The organism is Rhizobium sp. KNZ14-9A (genome assembly GCF_056755015.1).
This window is the reverse complement of sequence record NZ_JBPGXB010000004.1, coordinates 1,187,945-1,205,011: the sequence shown is the minus strand read 5'-3', so window position 1 is coordinate 1,205,011 and position 17,067 is coordinate 1,187,945. Positions and strand designations below refer to the sequence as shown.

General features: G+C 60.7%; 20 protein-coding genes and 1 pseudogene. 15 read left to right on the top strand and 6 right to left on the bottom strand.

Annotated elements, in window-relative coordinates; translation table 11 throughout:
• Positions 1-123: 123 nt before the first annotated feature.
• Positions 124-317, top strand: a pseudogene (locus ACR9ZQ_RS35870) (c-type cytochrome); the annotation flags it as partial.
• Positions 318-412: 95 nt separating this feature from the next.
• On the opposite strand, the gene ACR9ZQ_RS35865 reads toward ACR9ZQ_RS35870, so the two are convergent.
• From ACR9ZQ_RS35865 to ACR9ZQ_RS35855, 3 genes are all read right to left on the bottom strand, one after another.
• The gene (locus tag ACR9ZQ_RS35865) at positions 413-1,246 is read right to left on the bottom strand and encodes an IclR family transcriptional regulator (protein ID WP_481430149.1); all 834 of its coding nucleotides are present in this window, start codon (positions 1,244-1,246) and stop codon (positions 413-415) included.
• A 31-nt stretch (positions 1,247-1,277) separates the two neighbouring features.
• A complete protein-coding gene (locus tag ACR9ZQ_RS35860; protein WP_310382566.1) occupies positions 1,278-1,607 on the bottom strand; it encodes a hypothetical protein in 330 nt (109 codons plus the stop codon).
• 178 nt (positions 1,608-1,785) lie between these two features.
• Complete coding sequence (locus ACR9ZQ_RS35855; protein WP_310382567.1) at positions 1,786-2,001, bottom strand: hypothetical protein; 216 nt, start codon at positions 1,999-2,001, stop codon at positions 1,786-1,788.
• 130 nt (positions 2,002-2,131) lie between these two features.
• Here ACR9ZQ_RS35855 and ACR9ZQ_RS35850 point away from each other — a divergent pair, with 130 nt between their 5' ends.
• Both ACR9ZQ_RS35850 and ACR9ZQ_RS35845 read left to right on the top strand, forming a co-directional pair.
• A complete protein-coding gene (locus ACR9ZQ_RS35850) occupies positions 2,132-2,755 on the top strand; it encodes a TetR/AcrR family transcriptional regulator (protein ID WP_310382568.1) in 624 nt (207 codons plus the stop codon).
• A gap of 75 nt (positions 2,756-2,830) precedes the next feature.
• Entirely contained in the window at positions 2,831-3,016 is a 186-nt protein-coding gene (locus ACR9ZQ_RS35845; protein ID WP_007825756.1) for a hypothetical protein, read from the top strand.
• Here the strand turns inward: ACR9ZQ_RS35845 and ACR9ZQ_RS35840 are convergent.
• Positions 3,013-3,453 (bottom strand): DUF1810 domain-containing protein, encoded by a 441-nt coding sequence (locus ACR9ZQ_RS35840; RefSeq protein WP_439017782.1) that lies wholly within the window; start codon positions 3,451-3,453, stop codon positions 3,013-3,015. The genes ACR9ZQ_RS35845 and ACR9ZQ_RS35840 overlap by 4 nt on opposite strands.
• Before the next feature lie 73 nt (positions 3,454-3,526).
• On the bottom strand, positions 3,527-3,820 hold the full coding sequence (locus ACR9ZQ_RS35835) for a hypothetical protein (RefSeq protein WP_113323296.1): 294 nt from the start codon (positions 3,818-3,820) through the stop codon (positions 3,527-3,529).
• A 272-nt stretch (positions 3,821-4,092) separates the two neighbouring features.
• Between ACR9ZQ_RS35835 and ACR9ZQ_RS35830 the strand changes: the two genes are divergently transcribed.
• Both ACR9ZQ_RS35830 and ACR9ZQ_RS35825 read left to right on the top strand, forming a co-directional pair.
• Complete coding sequence (locus ACR9ZQ_RS35830; protein WP_481430148.1) at positions 4,093-5,463, top strand: amidase; 1,371 nt, start codon at positions 4,093-4,095, stop codon at positions 5,461-5,463.
• Between the two features lie 70 nt (positions 5,464-5,533).
• A complete protein-coding gene (locus tag ACR9ZQ_RS35825; RefSeq protein ID WP_481430147.1) occupies positions 5,534-6,394 on the top strand; it encodes a sugar phosphate isomerase/epimerase family protein in 861 nt (286 codons plus the stop codon).
• On the opposite strand, the gene ACR9ZQ_RS35820 is transcribed toward ACR9ZQ_RS35825, so the two are convergent.
• A complete protein-coding gene (locus ACR9ZQ_RS35820; RefSeq protein WP_481430146.1) occupies positions 6,391-7,281 on the bottom strand; it encodes a helix-turn-helix domain-containing protein in 891 nt (296 codons plus the stop codon). The two genes, ACR9ZQ_RS35825 and ACR9ZQ_RS35820, sit on opposite strands and share 4 nt — an antisense overlap.
• Before the next feature lie 115 nt (positions 7,282-7,396).
• Between ACR9ZQ_RS35820 and pobA the strand changes: the two genes are divergently transcribed.
• The 10 genes from pobA to ACR9ZQ_RS35770 all read left to right on the top strand — a co-directional run bounded on the left by pobA (position 7,397) and on the right by ACR9ZQ_RS35770 (position 17,059).
• A complete protein-coding gene (gene pobA, locus ACR9ZQ_RS35815) occupies positions 7,397-8,569 on the top strand; it encodes a 4-hydroxybenzoate 3-monooxygenase (RefSeq protein WP_481430145.1) in 1,173 nt (390 codons plus the stop codon).
• Between the two features lie 69 nt (positions 8,570-8,638).
• Positions 8,639-9,811 (top strand): ABC transporter substrate-binding protein, encoded by a 1,173-nt coding sequence (locus ACR9ZQ_RS35810; RefSeq protein WP_481430144.1) that lies wholly within the window; start codon positions 8,639-8,641, stop codon positions 9,809-9,811.
• Between the two features lie 95 nt (positions 9,812-9,906).
• Complete coding sequence (locus tag ACR9ZQ_RS35805) at positions 9,907-10,770, top strand: branched-chain amino acid ABC transporter permease (protein WP_481430143.1); 864 nt, start codon at positions 9,907-9,909, stop codon at positions 10,768-10,770.
• The gene (locus ACR9ZQ_RS35800) at positions 10,767-11,771 is read left to right on the top strand and encodes a branched-chain amino acid ABC transporter permease (RefSeq protein WP_481430142.1); all 1,005 of its coding nucleotides are present in this window, start codon (positions 10,767-10,769) and stop codon (positions 11,769-11,771) included. The genes ACR9ZQ_RS35805 and ACR9ZQ_RS35800 overlap by 4 nt, the downstream gene beginning before the upstream one ends.
• Entirely contained in the window at positions 11,768-12,532 is a 765-nt protein-coding gene (locus ACR9ZQ_RS35795) for an ABC transporter ATP-binding protein (protein WP_481430141.1), read from the top strand. The genes ACR9ZQ_RS35800 and ACR9ZQ_RS35795 overlap by 4 nt, the downstream gene beginning before the upstream one ends.
• A complete protein-coding gene (locus tag ACR9ZQ_RS35790; protein ID WP_481430140.1) occupies positions 12,513-13,229 on the top strand; it encodes an ABC transporter ATP-binding protein in 717 nt (238 codons plus the stop codon). The genes ACR9ZQ_RS35795 and ACR9ZQ_RS35790 overlap by 20 nt, the downstream gene beginning before the upstream one ends.
• Before the next feature lie 195 nt (positions 13,230-13,424).
• The gene (locus tag ACR9ZQ_RS35785; RefSeq protein WP_310382582.1) at positions 13,425-13,595 is read left to right on the top strand and encodes a hypothetical protein; all 171 of its coding nucleotides are present in this window, start codon (positions 13,425-13,427) and stop codon (positions 13,593-13,595) included.
• Between the two features lie 16 nt (positions 13,596-13,611).
• Positions 13,612-14,739 carry a tartrate dehydrogenase gene (locus ACR9ZQ_RS35780; RefSeq protein ID WP_481430139.1) on the top strand — a complete coding sequence of 376 codons (1,128 nt, stop codon included), beginning with the start codon at positions 13,612-13,614 and terminating at the stop codon, positions 14,737-14,739.
• 36 nt (positions 14,740-14,775) lie between these two features.
• A complete protein-coding gene (locus ACR9ZQ_RS35775; protein WP_481430138.1) occupies positions 14,776-16,254 on the top strand; it encodes an NAD-dependent succinate-semialdehyde dehydrogenase in 1,479 nt (492 codons plus the stop codon).
• Positions 16,255-16,264: 10 nt separating this feature from the next.
• Positions 16,265-17,059 carry an HpcH/HpaI aldolase family protein gene (locus tag ACR9ZQ_RS35770; protein WP_310382584.1) on the top strand — a complete coding sequence of 265 codons (795 nt, stop codon included), beginning with the start codon at positions 16,265-16,267 and terminating at the stop codon, positions 17,057-17,059.
• Positions 17,060-17,067: the final 8 nt, after the last annotated feature.

The following is a 17,067-nucleotide window of genomic DNA, read 5'->3' as shown; positions in this document are numbered from 1 at the left end:
GGCGGCCTCCGATCGGGTCGCCTGACCGCCGGATTGCCGCGGCTGGGAACGCCTTCAACAACAATCAAACAGGGCCAAGACATTCCTGGTCAAGGTGGTGACGGCGTGCCGAGAAAGCGGGATGAGGAGGCGATCGGGCGGGGAGCAAACGCTGGCGCAGCGACGGGTGATCTGCCATAGCCCGACGGGTGTCAGCCGCGCCGGCTCTCCCGACCTCGCCGGGTACCAATCCGGTGCCGAGGATCGTCGCCAGCGGCGCGCCGGCGCGTGTGATCGCGCCTTGCGGTTTGTGCCATGGAAGCATCGAGAAGAGATCGATGAGGCAGCGAAATACTATGCGAACAAGGAGCTGCCCTTCCTCACGAGCCAATGAGGGTCCGGACGGCGTTTGTCGTGAGACTGAGGCTGGCGCTCAATGGCTACGCCAGCCCATCAGCTTCTCGATGTGCTCAGCCGAGTTGCGCACCTGTGCTGTATAATGGCCTTCGTCCGAAAAGGCCTTTTGCTCCGGCAGAACAATGGAAATGGTGGCGACGCACTGGCCCTCACGATCGCAGATCGGCGAGGCGATGCAGGCAACCGCATAATCGGATTCGCCAGCCTGGATCGACAGGCGCGATTTAAAGGCCTTTCCGGCGGATTCCGATAGCGTGGCGGGATCGATTTCCGCGCGTCCCGTCGGCGAGGAGCGGGCGCATCGCTTGAAGAGCTCGACACGCTCGTCTTCTTGCAGGTGCCCGACCAGCAGGCGGCCAGACGCTGTCCAGTTGAGTGGCACACGGGTGCCGACGCGGGAGGCGACCTGGAAATGGCTGGGGCCATCGGCCATGGCGAGAACCAGCATGAAATCGCCGTCACGGCCGCAGACCTGAACGGTCTCGCCGGCCTGCCGGCAAAGGTCGTGCATTTCATGCGTCGCGACGCTCATGAAATCGAGTGATCGCGCATAGGCGAGGCCATAATGATAGAGCCGCGAGCCGAGCCAGATCGAACCGTCAGATTGGCGCGTCAGCATGTTCTTTTCGACCAGATCGTCAACGATGACATAGACGGTTGAAAGCGGCGCCTTTACAGCCTTGGCGATGGCATAGACGCCGGCCGGCGATCCCGTCTCGTAAAGATGGTCGATCACCTGCAGCGCGCGGTCGATACCGCTGACGCGTGCACGGCGCGCGCCCTTGGCGCCGGTCTCTTCGGCCGGGCCTTCATCTTCGGAGTAGATTGCGGGTGATGTCTTTCCGTCCAATTCAACATACCTCTGATATCATGCGAACCTGTTACATTACTATGGCATAGCCGTTTAGGAAGCAAATCGCAAAATCTTTGGATATAAAACCTTTGGTAGCAGCCGCAGATAATTCGTGAAGGCGGCAAGTGTTGTCACCGGATATGCTGCGATTGCAGGCGACAAATCTATTTGCGGGCGCCTCATCGTGCATCGTCGATGCTGGAACCGGAACAACAAGCTGCAGCCCGAGTTTTTCTCCCATCAGCGATACCGGCTGATCGGATGTGGGCCAAGTCTCCTGCCAGACATTGCGGTCAGCGGTGGCAAGTCGACGCCCCTTTTGCGGCTTGCCGAAGCCACCGCCGGTGCGTGTCGTCATGAAGACGGCATCGCCGGCGGCGAGCGTCTCTTGGTCGTAAGAATGTATATTCGGGAAATCGATGTGGATCTGCGCACTCGTCGCATCGCAAGGGCTGCCGCCTGTTGACAGCGGCAGCCCGTCTGGGAACAGGGCTTATCCCCAGTGCCGATCGGGCCTTGTAGGGCCAGCGGTCAGATCAGCCGAAGCAGGGCATCGCCGGCAGATTGGCGCGGCTGGCAAAGGACCCGATCATATCGCTCACCGTGGAGGGACGCGGCTCGCGTTTGTGTGCGGCCGTCTCAAGGAGTTGCTTGAAGTCTTCAAGCTTCACGCCATCGGCGCGGAGCACCATGGCGATCAGCGGGTCGCGAAGGGCTTCGGAAATGGTCAAATCTTCTCTGGTCTTTCTCATGGTACGGTCCTCCTTTCGTGGGCGGTCGCCCGTGTTCCACTCCTGCTGCCAAACGCTCCTGGCATTGACTTCTACAAAGAGTGGTGTTACCGGTAAGTAACAATGCATTTGTTACCGATCGGTCACATCGATGTCAAGGACTTCGTCCGCGAAAAAATCAGAATCATTGAATGAAATCTCCGTAGCCACTTCAGACGATCGAATCCCCCCGCGGGAGCGTATTGTCACGACCGCTTCGGAGCTTTTCCGTGAGCGCGGCATTCGCGGCATTGGCGTGGATGCCATTGCGGATGCTGCCGCCACCAACAAGATGACCCTCTATCGGCATTTTGGCTCCAAGGACGAGTTGGTCTGCGAAACGCTACGCCGCGCCTCCGAAAAGGCCGAGAAGATCTGGCGCGATCTTGAAGCCGCCCATCCCGGCGATGCGCGCGGCCAGTTGCTTGCCTGGGTCGAGGACCGGGCTCACTGTCTGAACGGCGAGCCCGCAGGTTGCGATCTCGCCAATGCTGCCATCGAATTGAAGGGCGAGGGCCATCCGGCGCACGAGTTGATCGAGCGCCACAAGGCGATGCAGCGCAATCGTCTTGCGGCACTTTGCGTGGCTGCCGGCGCGCGCGAGCCGGAACTTCTTGCCGATACGCTGACGCTGCTGCTCGAAGGCGCGCGCGTTACTCGCCAGGCCATGACGGACGGTGGCTGTTCCTGCCATTTTGAAAAAGCTTGCAACGTGGCGATTTCCGCCTTCGGCTGATATTGACGCGGCCAGGGAACCTTGGGGGTTGCGTGGCCGTTTTTCTGCTGATCTGGGAGCAATCTGGAGGCAGAGATGAATTACACTTATCTCCGGCGCCTATATGCCAGACGTGCCGAGCTTGAAGCCAAGCTCGAATTGCACGACGCACGTTATTGCTTTGGCGAAGAGGAAGTAGACGACGGTACGGAAAACGATCTGAAACAGCGCATCCAAGAAATCTCGGAGGAGATTGCGGCACTGGAGTATTCTCCTGGCTAGCCGTTGCCGGCGCTCAGGATCGAAATGGTCCGTTCGTCGAATTTCCCGTCGTAAAAATGATCGATCGCTTTGTGAAAGGGCGAGCCGTGATCGCTGACCGCGGCAAACAGCGTCATGGACGAGCGCAGCTTCAGATCATCCGGGGAGCCCATGATATCGTGAGCGCTGCGGTCATTGACGGAGAGGATTGCCTCGACACAGCGCAAAAGGCGGCTGCCGAGGATCGGATCAGCGAGATAGGCTGAGGCTTCCTCCGCGGAGCGAATGGCATATTTCTCCGCCATGGAAGAGGTTCCGAGACCGGCGATTTGCGGGAAGATGAACCACATCCAGTGAGAGCGCTTGCGACCGGCTTCCAGCTCCGCAAGAGCCTGTTTGTATATGCCGTTCTGCGCTTCGATGAAGCGGTGGAGGTCGTAATCTACGTCACCGGCCATGGCTCTTTCCCGTTCCTATGCTTCTCATGCACGTTAGACGAAAAATTCCATGCCCGGCGAAAATCGCTGGCTCTTAGCAGACCCTGTCTGCGTAGGGGCTCGTTTCACGGCAATGGCCGTAGCGCTGGTGGTGCGGCACCAGACTATCACCCGGAGGTGCCGGCTCTTCAATAGCCGAGGTCGTCATCGGATCGGTCGCTGATGTCTGTGCCGACGGTGCTGTGAAGCCTACAAAGCTTAGCAGTACGAGGGCGCCTACGACCACGATCCGCTCCAGGACCGACAGCTTCTGTGCGCTGACGTGGTCGGCGTAGTCGCGTTCAGCTTCGCCGTAGCTCACGTCCTCCTTCACATGCTGGTGCACCATATCCTGGTGACCGGAGGTCCAAGTTTCAGATTGTGTCATTTCAAGTCTCCTGCAATGCACCGGGATGCGGGCTTGGGAAGGCAAGCTAATGGCGCGCCTATCCGCTTCACGCGTGCAGCACCGCATGTGTGTCTTAACTGCGGCAAATTGAAGAGGGCTAAAGCAAACTCAGTGTTCACAAAATCGTACCAATCATCGTGAAAAGCCGTGCAAGGGCTGGTCCTGCGAAATGATAGAGGGTAAATCCTGCGTGATATCCACAGGAGTCTCTCATGGCCCTCACTTTCGGTGCGATGTCTATCGCTCAGCTTTCCCTTCTCATCCAGAGCGGCAAGGCCGATCCGGTTGATGTCACAGAGGCGATCTTCGACGGCATCGAGCAATATGCCGACAAGGCGGTCTTCACCCTATTGTTGCGCGAGCGGGCGATGCGGGAGGCTCATGCTTCCTCGAAGCGCATCCGCGACGGCCGTTCGCTCGGTGCGCTCGACGGCATTCCGATCGCCTGGAAAGATCTTTTCGACATCGAGGGCGTGGCAACTACGGCCGGTTCGGTGGTTCTGGCGGGCGATGCGCCTGCTAAACAGGACGCTGCGATCGTCACAACGCTCAAGAGTGCCGGCATGCTGGCTATCGGCCGTACCAATATGAGCGAATTTGCTTTCTCCGGCCTCGGCATCAATCCCCATTACGGCACGCCGCAAAACCCTCACAGCAAGGACGAGCCGCGCATTCCCGGTGGGTCGTCGTCCGGCGCCGGCGTGGCGGTTGCCGCAGGCCTTGTACCGGTTGCGATGGGCACGGATACCGGCGGTTCGGTGCGTATTCCCGCCGCCCTGAACGGCATCGTCGGCTACAAGGCGACGCGCGGGCGCTATGCCATGGAAGGGGTCTATCCGCTGGCTGCGAGCCTCGACTCGCTTGGTCCCCTCTGCCGTTCCGTGCAGGACGCTGTCTGGGTCGATGCTGCAATGCGCGGGTTGACGGCGCCGACAGTCACCCGGCAGTCGCTGAAGGGTGTGGAAATCGTCGTCCCCGGCAATATCGTGTTCGATGGCCTGGATTCGGGCGTCGCCGAAGCCTTCGAGGGCGGAGTGGAGCGGCTGCGTAGCGCTGGAGCGCATATCAGTCCGATCAACATTCCGGCCTTCGAGGAAATCCTGGCGCTGATGGCAAAACATGGTGTTCTCGTCACAGCCGAAGCCTTCGCTCTCCACCGCGAACGGCTTGCAGGGCCGGAGGCTGCGCGGATGGATCATCGTGTCGTCCTGCGCACGCGGCTCGGCGAGAAGACCAGCATGGCCGATTACATTGCTATTCTGGCCGAGCGCACCCGGCTGATTGCCGAAGTCGATCGGCTTGTCGGCAACCGCTTCCTCGCCTTTCCTTCGGTCGCCCATGTGGCGCCGCCGATTGCGGCACTTGAGCGCGATGACGAGCTTTTCTTCGCCGCGAACGTCAAGACGCTGCGCAACACAGCGCTCGGCAATTTCCTGGACTGGTGCGGTGTTTCCGTCCCCTGCGGCAAGGGCGAGGCGGATATGCCGGTCGGGTTCCTGCTGTCGGCGCCGGCAAACCGTGATGAAGCATTGCTTGCCGTTTCGCTGACGGCAGAAGCAGTCATTCGCGGCGACCGAATCTAGGCGATGGCGAGCTTGATGCGGCGCGTCATTCTTGCCAAAGTCCTCGCAAGGAAACGGGAGGAGATGAAAGATGCAGGCTTTGCAGAACGGCCGGTTTGCGGTTTCCACATGGTCGCTTCACCGGATGCTGGGCGCAACCTATCCCTATAGTCCCGATCCGCAGAAAAGCGCGGGCCGCCAGGAGCCTTATGGGCCAGGCAGCGTGAGCCTGCTTGAAGTGCCGGGCATGCTCTCCGAACGCGGACTTGGCCGGCTGGAGGTCTGTTCGTTCCACCTGCCGAGCCTGGATGCCTCTTATCTCGCCGAATTTCGCGATGCGCTGGAGGCCTCAAGCATCCTTTTCCAGACGCTGCTCGTCGAGGATGGCGATCCCAGCAATGCCGAGACGGCGGAACGTGACATAGGCTGGATCGCCGGTTGGATCGATATCGCAAAGAAGCTCGGCGCCGAGCGCATCCGCGTCATCGCCGGCAAGCAGGCGGCGAATGAGGAAAACCTTGCGCGTTCCGCGCGACATCTGAAGTGGCTCGCCGGACAGGCGGAGAGAACCGGCGTGCGGGTCGTCACCGAAAACTGGTTCGCCCTTCTACCCTCACCGAAGGAAATGAACTGGCTGCTTGATGCACTCGACGGCAAGATCGGCCTCAATGGCGACCTCGGAAACTGGGCGGCACCGGCGAAATATGAAGGGCTGGCGAATATCATGCGTAGGGCCGAAATCTGCCATGCCAAGGCCGATTACCATGCCTCCGGGCTTGATGCCGCAGATTACCGTCATTGCCTGGAAATGTGCGAAAAGGCTGGTTACGCCGGACCCTACACGCTGATCTACGACTCGCCGTTCTTTGCGGATGAGTGGGATGGCATCCTGCTGCAGAAACGTTTCATCGAGGACTTCCTTGAGGATGCCCCGGCGCGTCGCACAGCCTAGGCTCGTTCCAGCCTGCTCTTCTCCCGCTTGCGCCAATCCTTGGGCGTCTCGCCCGCGTGTTTGAGGAAGAAGCGGGAGAAATAGGCCGGGTCGGCAAAGCCAAGCCGATGGCTGACCTCCCGAACGCTCGCGAGCGTGAAGATGAGCTCGCGCTTGGCCGCGTCGACGAGTTTGCCGGCGATCAGGTCGTGAGCCGTCTTTCCGGTCATCGAGCGGACGATGCGATTGAGATGGGTCGGCGAAATGCCGATTTCCCTGGCATAGAATGAAGCGGGTCTGTGCGAACGGAAATGCTGTTCGATGAGGCCAGTCAATTGCTCCATCCGCCTTTCGTTTTCATCGCCGGGGAACAGGCCGATATCCTCCTGACAGGAAATTCTCGCCGTCAGCCTCAGTACCAATGCGACATACGAGGCGAGAAGCTCGCTGCGTCCGCTACGGTTGCTCCAATATTCATCGCCGAGACGCCTCAGGCACTGCATGAGATAGGCGGCGTCGGGATCTTGCGGATCGAGTACGGTGAGATGCGGGGCTGCAAGCCACTCGCCGAGCCGGCTGCGGTCGCCGGGAAGGTGGCTAAGATTGACGCTCAGCATGGTGATGACGAGGCCGTCTATATCCCGCGAAAAACGGAAGCCGTGGTCGAGCCCGGGAGGAATCGTGACGACCGCAGGCGGCTGGATGGCTTGGCTCCGCTCGCCGAAAATGGCATCGCCTGCGCCGGCCTCGATGTATAATATCTGAAAGAAGCTCGCGTGCCGATGTAGCTTGATCTCCCAATGGTGCAGGCTGCTACGCGAGGGAATTGTTTCGCAATGCAGCCAAAAATCGGGTTCTTTCCCCGATTTCTCGCCGTAGAGCTCATAGGTCGGCACATGCCTGATCATAGTCTTCCTCCATTCTCATGTTCGTTTTGTGCAATTTTTGGGTGGGAAAGTCCATTGCCGTTTGAAGGGCTAAAGGTCAAAATCTGGCAAAAAGGAAATTGCAGGGAGGAAGCAATTGCGCACCCAAATCGCCATCATTGGCTCAGGCCCGTCGGGCCTGCTGCTCGGCCAACTTCTGACGGAAGCCGGCATCGACAACGTCATTCTCGATCGGGTGGGCAAGGACTACATTCTCGGCCGCGTTCGCGCCGGCGTCCTGGAAGAGGGCACCGTTCGTCTTTTGGACGAGGCACGGTCGGCTGCCCGGCTGCATGCTGAAGGCCTGCCGCATAACGGCTTTTCACTGGCTTTCGACGGGCGCGATCACCGCATCGATCTCTACAGCCTGACCGCCGGCAAGCGTGTCACGGTTTACGGCCAGACCGAAATGACGCGTGATCTGATGGAACAGCGCGAGGCAAGCGGTGCCTTGACCATCCATGATGCCGCCAATGTGACGCCGCATGATTTCGACGGCAGTTCTCCCTCCGTGAGCTACGATAAGGATGGCGTCACCCATCGCATTGACTGCGACTTCATCGCCGGTTGCGACGGCTTTCACGGAGCCAGTCGCAAGATGGTTCCGGAAAAGGCGATCAGGACCTTCGAGAAGGTCTATCCTTTCGGCTGGCTCGGCCTGCTCGCCGACGTCGCTCCGGTCAATCACGAGCTCATCTATGCCAACCATCCGCGCGGCTTTGCGCTCTGTTCCATGCGCTCTGCGACCCGCAGCCGCTATTACATCCAGTGTTCCCTGGACGAGAAGGTTGAGGACTGGAGCGACGACCGCTTCTGGGACGAATTGCGCCGTCGCCTGCCGACCCATCATGCCCAAGCGTTAAAGACTGCGCCATCCTTCGAAAAATCGATTGCGCCGCTGCGCTCCTTCGTTGCCGAACCGATGCGCTTCGGCCGCCTGTTCCTCGTCGGGGATGCCGCCCATATCGTGCCACCGACCGGCGCCAAGGGACTGAACCTTGCTGCGAGCGATGTGCACTATCTCTTCGAAGGACTAAGTGAGTTCTACGGCGACCGCTCGGACGTCGGCATCGACGCCTATTCGCAAAAGGCGCTTGCCCGCGTCTGGAAGGCTGTGCGCTTTTCCTGGTGGATGACGACGATGATGCATCGTTTTCCCGATACCGGCGATTTCGACCAGAAGATCCAGGAAGCGGAACTCGACTATCTCACCCATTCCCGCGCCGCCTCGACGGCGCTTGCTGAAAACTACGTCGGATTGCCGTTCTGACGGGATGATTTAAGACCGGTGCTCTTGCCATGGAGGGCGGCACCTTTGACAAAGGGAGGAACTGTATCAATGAAAAAACTGGTTATCGCCGCCGTCGCGGCCATGGTGCTTGGCGGAACCGCCTATGCCGACACGATCAAGGTCGGCGTGATCGGGCCGTTCTCCGGCCCGTTTGCCCTGCAGGGCAAGAATTTCAAGGCCGGCATCGACGCCTATATGGCGATGAACGGCAACAAGGTCGGCAATGACACGGTCGAGGTCGTCTTTCGCGACGTGCCGCAGGCCGATCCGGCCCAGTCCAAGGCGTTGGCGCAGGAGCTGATCGTCAAGGAAAAGGTGCAGTATCTCACCGGTTTCTATTTCACGCCTGACGCCATGGCGGTGACGCCGATCCTCAAGCAGGGCAATGTGCCGATGGTGATCATGAACGCCGCGACCTCGGCGATCGTCACCAAGAGTCCGCTCGTCGTGCGCACGTCCTTCACCACCTGGCAGACCTCGACGCCGATCGCCAAGGTCGCCTTCGATTCCGGCGTCAAGAAGGTGATCTCCGTCGTCAGCGACTACGGCCCGGGCATCGATGCCGAAAATGCCTTCAAGGCCGGTTTCGAAAAGGCCGGCGGCCAGGTAGTCGAGGCGATCCGCATGCCGCTTGCAACCAACGACTTCAGCCCGATCATGCAGCGCATCAAGGATTCCGGCGCACAGGGCGTTTTCGCCTTCCTGCCGTCGGGGCCGACGACGCTCGGTTTCGTCAAGGCTTACAATGAAAACGGCCTGAAGGCTGCCGGCATCAAGTTCTTTGCGCCTGGCGACCTGACCCAGGAATCCGACCTGCCGGCGCTCGGTGATGCCGCACTCGGCATCCAGACGACCTTCCACTATGCCGTCTCGCATGACTCGCCGGAAAACAAGGCTTTCGTTGATGCGGCGACCAAGGCGATCGGCAATAAGGCCGAGCTCTCCTTCCCGGCCGTCAGCGCCTATGACGGCATGTATGTGATCTACAAGATGGTCGAGGCGACCGGCGGCAAGCAGGATGCGCAGAAGGCTGTCGATGCGGTCAAGGGTCTCTCGTGGGTCAGCCCGCGCGGTCCGGTTTCCATCGATCCGGAAAGCCGCCACATCACGCAGAACATCTATCTGCGGGAAGTCGCCAAGGCCGATGACGGGACCTACATCAACAAAGAAGTCCAGACCTTCGAAAAGCAGGGTGATCCGGGTCTTGCGGCCGCCAAGTAACAGGCAACTCTCTTCGAAAGGGACATGCGACGGACCCGGCGGAGATTTTCCGCCGGCTTCCGGCAGGGTCCGCCGCATCAAAGCAGGGTGGTTCCATGCAGACAGTTTTCAGCATAGCCGTGGATGCGCTTGCCTATGGCATGGTGCTCTTCGTCATATCGATCGGCCTTTCGGTGACGATGGGGTTGATGCGCGTCGTCAACCTGGCGCATGGCGCCTTCGCGATGATCGGCGGCTACGTGGCGTCTTACGTCGCGCGCGATCTGGGGCTCGGTTATACGGTCGCGATTGTTGCTGCAGTGGCTGCAACCATCATCATCGCCATTCCGATCGAGCGCTTTCTTTATCGGCGCATCTACGGCGCACCGGAGCTGACGCAGGTGCTGATGACGATCGGCATCACCTTCTGCGTCATCGGCATCGCCAACTATCTCATGGGACCGACGCTGAAGACCATTCCGCTTGCCGAGGCGCTGCAGGGGTCGGCCGATCTCGGCTTTCGCACTATTCCCGTGCATCGGCTCTTTGCCATCGTCTGTGGTCTGGCCGTCGCCCTCGGCCTCTGGTTCGTGATCGACAGGACGAGCTTCGGTGTGAAGCTGCGTGCCTCGGTCGATAATGCGGCGATGGCTGCGGCCCTCGGCGTACGCACCGAGATCATCTATGCCGTGAGTTTCGGCGTTGCGGTCGGCCTTGCCGCGCTTGGCGGGGTCGTCGGTGCCGAATTGCTGCCGGTCGAACCCTATTATGCGCTGCGCTACATGGTGACCTTCCTCGTCGTCGTCTCGGTCGGCGGTGCGGGTTCCATTCCGGGCGCGCTGATCGCCTGCCTGCTGCTTGGCGCGATCGATACGACGGGACGTTATCTCATGCCGGAATTCGGCGAATTCTTCTTCTATCTCGCGGTTATTGCCATCATCTGCATCTTCCCGCGTGGCCTTGCGGGGAGGGCGAAATGACGCTCGCTATGCATGACAAGGAAATCCTGGTCCAGCGTCGGCGCAGCGGGCTGAGCCGCGATCTCTCGGGCATCGCCGTCATCATCATCGCCGCCGTCATCGGATACTTCGCCTTTCCGGACAATCTGGCGCTCTTGACCCGCGTCATCGCCATTGCGCTTCTGGTCCTGTCGCTTGATCTCGTTACCGGCTATGCCGGAATCGCTACCCTCGGCCACGCCGCGCTCTTCGGCTCGGGCGCCTATGCAGCCGGTATTCTCTCGGCTCATTACGGCATCAACGATCCGTTGCTCATGACGTTTGCCGGTATTCTCGGCGGTGCAATTGCCGGCCTTATCTGCGGTGCCGTCATTCTGTGCGCCCATGGCTTGCCGCAGCTCGTACTGTCGATCGCGCTCATCAACCTCTTCCACGAATTCGCCAATAAGGCGTCTTCCTGGACCGGCGGCAGCGACGGTCTGTCGGGCATTTCGCCGGATCCGATTTTCGGCATGTTCGAATTCGATCTCTATGGCCACACGGCCTATGTCTTCGGCATCGTTCTGCTGTTGATCGTCTTCGTGCTGTTGCGCCTGCTCGTGCGCTCGCCTTTCGGCATGCTCTGCCGCGGCATCAAGGAGGATCCGCTGCGCATCCGCGCCATGGGCGCGTCTCCGAAAGCAGCGCTTGCGAGGATGTACGTGCTCTCAGGTGCCGTTGCCGGCGTCGGCGGCGCCTTGAACGCGATCTCCACCCAGGTCGTCGGTCTCGACAGCCTCTCCTTTACCCAATCGGCGGAAGCGCTGGTCATGCTGGTGCTCGGCGGCACGGGTTCGCTGTTTGGCGCACTGTCGGGCACTGTTATCTTCATGCTGTTCGAGGATTATGTCTCGGCCGCCAATCCTTTCCACTGGCTGACGATGATCGGTGCCTTGCTGATCGCGGTCGTACTCTTTGCACCCAACGGGCTTTACGGCACTGCTGCAGCCTTCGTCGCCCGCCGCAAGGAGGCCCGTCCATGAGCGCCGTTTTCGAAGTCGCCCATCTGAAGAAGGCCTTCGGCGGTCTGGCCGTCACCAACGATGTCTCGCTCTCCATGTCATCAGGCGATCGTATTGCATTGATCGGCCCGAACGGTGCCGGAAAGACGACCTTGGTCAATCTTGTTACCGGTAATCTGGCGCCCGATTCCGGCGAGGTGCTGCTTGCCGGCGAAACGGTGACGAAAGTGGATGCGATCGGCCGCGTCAGGCGAGGGCTCGTGCGTTCATTCCAGGTCACTCGCTTGTTCCAGGACATGACGCCTGCCGAGCATGTCGCGCTTGCCGTCTTGCGCCGGAAGGGGCGAACCGGGCGCCTTATTGGTAATTTTCTGGCCATGCCTGATGTCATGGCCGAGGTCGACGAGTTGCTCGACAAGCTTGGCCTTGGGCTGCTGATGCATCGCAAGGTCGCCGAAATCGCCTATGGCCAGCAGCGGCTTCTGGAAATCGCGTTGGCGCTTGCGCTCAAGCCCAAGGTACTGCTGCTCGACGAACCTGCAGCCGGCGTACCGCAAAGCGATACAGGTCGTATCGAACAGGCGCTGGCCGATCTTCCGGCCGATCTCGCCGTCTTGATGATCGAACATGACATGGACCTCGTTTTCCGTTTCGCCAAACGCGTCATCGTGCTTGCGGCCGGCGCTATCATCTTTGATGGCGCGCCGTCCGAAGTGACGAAGGATGCACGTGTCCGTGAGGCCTATCTGGGGAGCTATGCCAATGCCAGCCATGTCGCTTGAGGTGGAAAATCTCTCTTCCGGCTACGGTCCGACAAAAGTGCTCGAAGGCGTCTCCTTCTCGGTGCCCTCGGGCTGTCGCCTCGCCGTGCTCGGCCGAAACGGGATGGGCAAGACGACGCTGCTCGCAACGCTCGCCGGCCAGACGAAACGTTATGAGGGGCGCATCCGGCTCGGTGAAGCTGATCTTACCGATGCGCCGAGCGCAACGCGCGCGCATCGCGGTCTCGGCTATGTGCCGCAGGCGCGCTGTATTTTCCCGACCCTGACGGTCGAGGAAAATCTGTTCGTCGGCCTGAAGGGGCGCCCGAGGACGGCGCTGGAGGAAGCTTATGCGATGTTTCCGCGGCTGAAAGAGCGACGCAGGAACCTTGGCAACCAGCTCTCGGGCGGCGAGCAGCAAATGCTCTCGACGGCCCGCACCATTCTCGGCCGCCCATCCGTGCTGCTGCTTGACGAACCGCTGGAAGGATTGGCGCCCGTCATCTGCGAGGAGTTGATGGCTGCCTTCACCGAGCTTGCCAAGGCTGGCGACATGACCATCCTGCTAGTGGAGCAGCGCATCCAGAGCGCCCTCGATTTCGCCGATCGCGTCATTATCTTGGAGCGGGGCCGGCTTGCCTGGAGCGGCACACCGTCGGAACTGTCAGCCGATCACGATGCCGTGGAGCGAGTGCTCGGGGTCGGCGGGCTGCATTGAGTGAGGTTTAGCGGAACGGACGCGCCCACTGCGTGCTCGCCAGCCGCAGATAGGCTTCCTTCGATGGCTGGATATGACGGCCGACGATCTCGACAAGCTTCTCGCGATCACCCTTTTCGATAGTCGATCATCATGCCATGCTTCTACCTCCAAGGGAGGCAGCGAATATCGCAACAATATCGTCGAGAATCTTGGTTGCCTGTGCAAGAACTCAACAGCCATGAAAGCAGGATCGCCGACGGGGTGAAGCTGCTGCATTCCCGAGGAGATCAAGGTCGAGGGCGTGGTCAATGCCTGTTGCTCGCCTCCGACGACAGCCGCATGATTGCCAAGCAGATGCTGCTGATCAATGGCGGCCTCATCTGACTATTAAGGAGGTCCCATGAACGCCAATACCAATACGCCGCTCCGTCGCTACCGCATCGCCTCCGTTCCCGGCGACGGCATTGGCCCAGAAGTCATCGCCGCCGGCCTCGAAGTGCTCGAAGTGCTGGCCGCCCGCAGCGGCGCTTTCACACTCGACGTTGACCATTATGACTGGGGCAGCGAGCGCTACCGCAAGACCGGTGCCTTTATGCCGGAGAATGCCCTGTCTCTGCTGAAGCAAGCCGACGCCATCTATTTCGGCGCGGTCGGGGCGCCTGACGTTCCCGATCACGTGACACTCTGGGGCCTGCGCCTGCCGATCTGCCAGCGTCTCGACCAGTACGCCAATATCCGCCCGACCCGCATCTTCCCAGGTGTGAAAAGCCCGCTGAGGGGTGTCGAAGAAGGCGATCTCGACTGGCTGATCGTGCGCGAAAATTCCGAGGGCGAATATTCCGGCCATGGTGGCCGCGCCCATATCGGCCTGCCAGAGGAAGTGGCGACCGAAACCTCGATCTTCACGCGCCGCGGCGTCGAGCGCATCATGCGCTTTGCCTTCCGCGAGGCGCAGAAGCGCCCGCGCAAGCTTCTGACCGTCGTCACCAAGTCCAACGCGCAGCGTTATGGCCTCGTGCTGTGGGACGAGATTGCCGCCGAGGTCGCCAAGGACTTCCCCGATGTGACTTGGGACAAGGAACTGGTCGATGCCATGACCTTCCGCATGGTCGCAAAACCAAAGAGCATCGACACGGTGGTTGCAACCAACCTGCATGCCGACATCTTGTCCGATCTTGCCGCCGCACTTGCCGGCTCGCTCGGCATTGCGCCGACGGGCAATGTCGATCCCGAACGCCGTTTCCCCTCGATGTTCGAGCCGATCCATGGTTCGGCTTTCGATATAACCGGCAAGGGCATCGCCAACCCCGTCGCAAGTTTCTGGACGGCATCGCTGATGCTGGAACATCTCGGCGAGGCGGTTGCGGCAAAGATACTGATTTCAGCGGTGGAACAGGTCTGCGCTGCCGGCATTCTCACTCCAGATCTTGGCGGCAAAGCAACCACGGCGGATGTGACGAGCGCCGTTTGCGAAGCGTTGCGGGGATCGAACTTCGCCCCCGATGACGAGAATATTCCGGCCGTCTGATCCCCGGCAACCGCGTTTCATGGCGGGTATACAGTCATGAGCAACAGACTTTCGGGCTACAAGCTCCGCCGTCCGGAGCTTTTTCGCGAAGCGAATTATATTGGCGGCCAATGGGTGCAGGCCGATAGTGGCCGTACCTACGACGTCACCAATCCTGCGACCGGCGAGGTAATCGGAACCGTGCCTGCGATGAGTGCTGTGGAGACGAACCGCGCAATCGATGCCGCCTACAAGGCGCAAAAGGCATGGGCGGCACTGACTGCCGAGCAGCGCGCCAACCATCTCTGGAAGCTCGCCGAGTTGATGCACGCGAATCTCGAGGATCTCGCGGCCATCATGACGATCGAGCAGGGCAAACCTCTTTCCGAAAGCCGTGGCGAGGTCGCCTATTCCGCAAGCTTCATCGAGTGGTTCGCCGAAGAGGCGAGACGCGTCTATGGTGACACGATTCCTTCGCCGGTTCCGGGCCGACGCCTGATCGTGCAGAAGCAGCCGATCGGCGTCTTTGCGGCGATCACGCCGTGGAACTTTCCCTCGGCGATGATCACTCGCAAGGCCGGTCCCGGCTGGGCCGCAGGCTGCACCGGCGTCATTCGTCCGGCAAGCCAGACGCCCTATTCGGCGCTGGCGCTTGCCGTGATGGCTGAAGAGGCGGGCTTTCCGGCCGGCGTCTGCAACGTCATCACCGGCCCTTCGTCGGACACCGGTCCTGCGATCACCGCCAGTCCGAAGGTGCGCAAGCTCACCTTCACCGGCAGCACGGCGGTCGGCGCCAAGCTGCTCGCCGAATGCGCGCCGACCATCAAGAAGACCAGCATGGAACTTGGCGGCAACGCGCCTTTCATCGTCTTCGACGACGCCGACCTCGACGAGGCGGTCAAGGGCGCCATGGGCTCGAAGTTCCGCAATACCGGGCAGACATGCGTCTGCGCCAACCGCATTCTCGTGCAGGACAAGGTGCATGACGCCTTTGCCGAAAAGCTCGCAGCCGCCGTTGCCAAACTGAAGCTCGGCGATGGCATGGAGGAGGGCGTCACGCTCGGCCCATTGATCGACGAAGCTGCGCTCAAGAAGGTCGAGATGCATGTCGAGGATGCCGTCACGCATGGCGCGAAGATCGTCTCCGGCGGCAAGCGCGATCAGCGTGGCGGCAATTTCTACCTGCCCACCATTCTCTCGGATGTCTCCCGCGAGGCGGAAATCTTCTCGGATGAAACCTTCGGCCCGGTTGCCCCTCTTTTCCGCTTCAAGACAGAGGAAGAGGCGATCGAAATGGCCAATGACACGCCCTTCGGTCTTGCCGCCTATTTCTACGCCCGCGACGTCGGTCGCATCTTCCGGGTTGCCGAGGCTCTCGAATTCGGCATTGTCGGTATCAACGAGGGACTCATCTCGACAGCGGTCGCTCCTTTCGGCGGCATGAAGCAGTCCGGCATCGGCCGTGAGGGTTCGAAATACGGCATCGAAGAGTTCCTCGAGGTCAAATACATGGCCATTGGTGGCCTGGCGAACTGAGGAGAATGCCATGAGTGCAGCTGATATCGACGGCTTTGCAGCCCGGATCCGGAACGACGAAAGCCGGATGATCTCCGCATGGGTGGGCATTCCCGATCCGCTGTTGGTCAATCATCTGGCTCAGGAGGCCTTCGATGCCGTTGTGCTCGACATGCAGCACGGCATGTGGGACCTGCCGTCTGCAGCTGCTGCTGTCGGCCATGTGCGTATCGCCGGCAAGCCGGCGCTCGCTCGCATTCCGGTCGGTGATTTCGCCTCTGCTTCGCGCCTGCTCGATGCCGGTGCGTCGGGCATCATCGCGCCGATGATCAATTCGGCCGAGGATGCGAAGGCCTTCGTGAAGGCCACAAAATATCCGCCGGTCGGCGAGCGCAGCTGGGGGCCGTCTTTGGCACTCAACCACACCGGCCTTTCGGCTGACGACTATCTCAGGACCGCCAATGATTTGACGGTCGCAATCGCCATGATCGAGACGCGCGCGGCGCTCGAAGCGATCGACGATATCCTTGGCGTGCCCGGCATCGATGGCATCTTCATCGGCCCGTCGGATCTCTCCATCGCACTATCGAACGGGGATCAGGTGGCGCCGAATGCCGCCGAGATCGACAGTGCCATGCAGCATGCCGTCGCGCGTTGCGGCGCGCACGGAAAATTTGCCTGCGCCTTTGCCGGTGACGGCGAGCGCGCCGGCGAGCTTCTGAAATTCGGCTTCGCTTTCGTCATTGCCGGAGCGGAAACCGCGCAATTACGATCCGGAGCCCGCAAACAGATCAACGCCGCCAGGAAGATTGCCTCCGGCGGCTGATCCGTAGG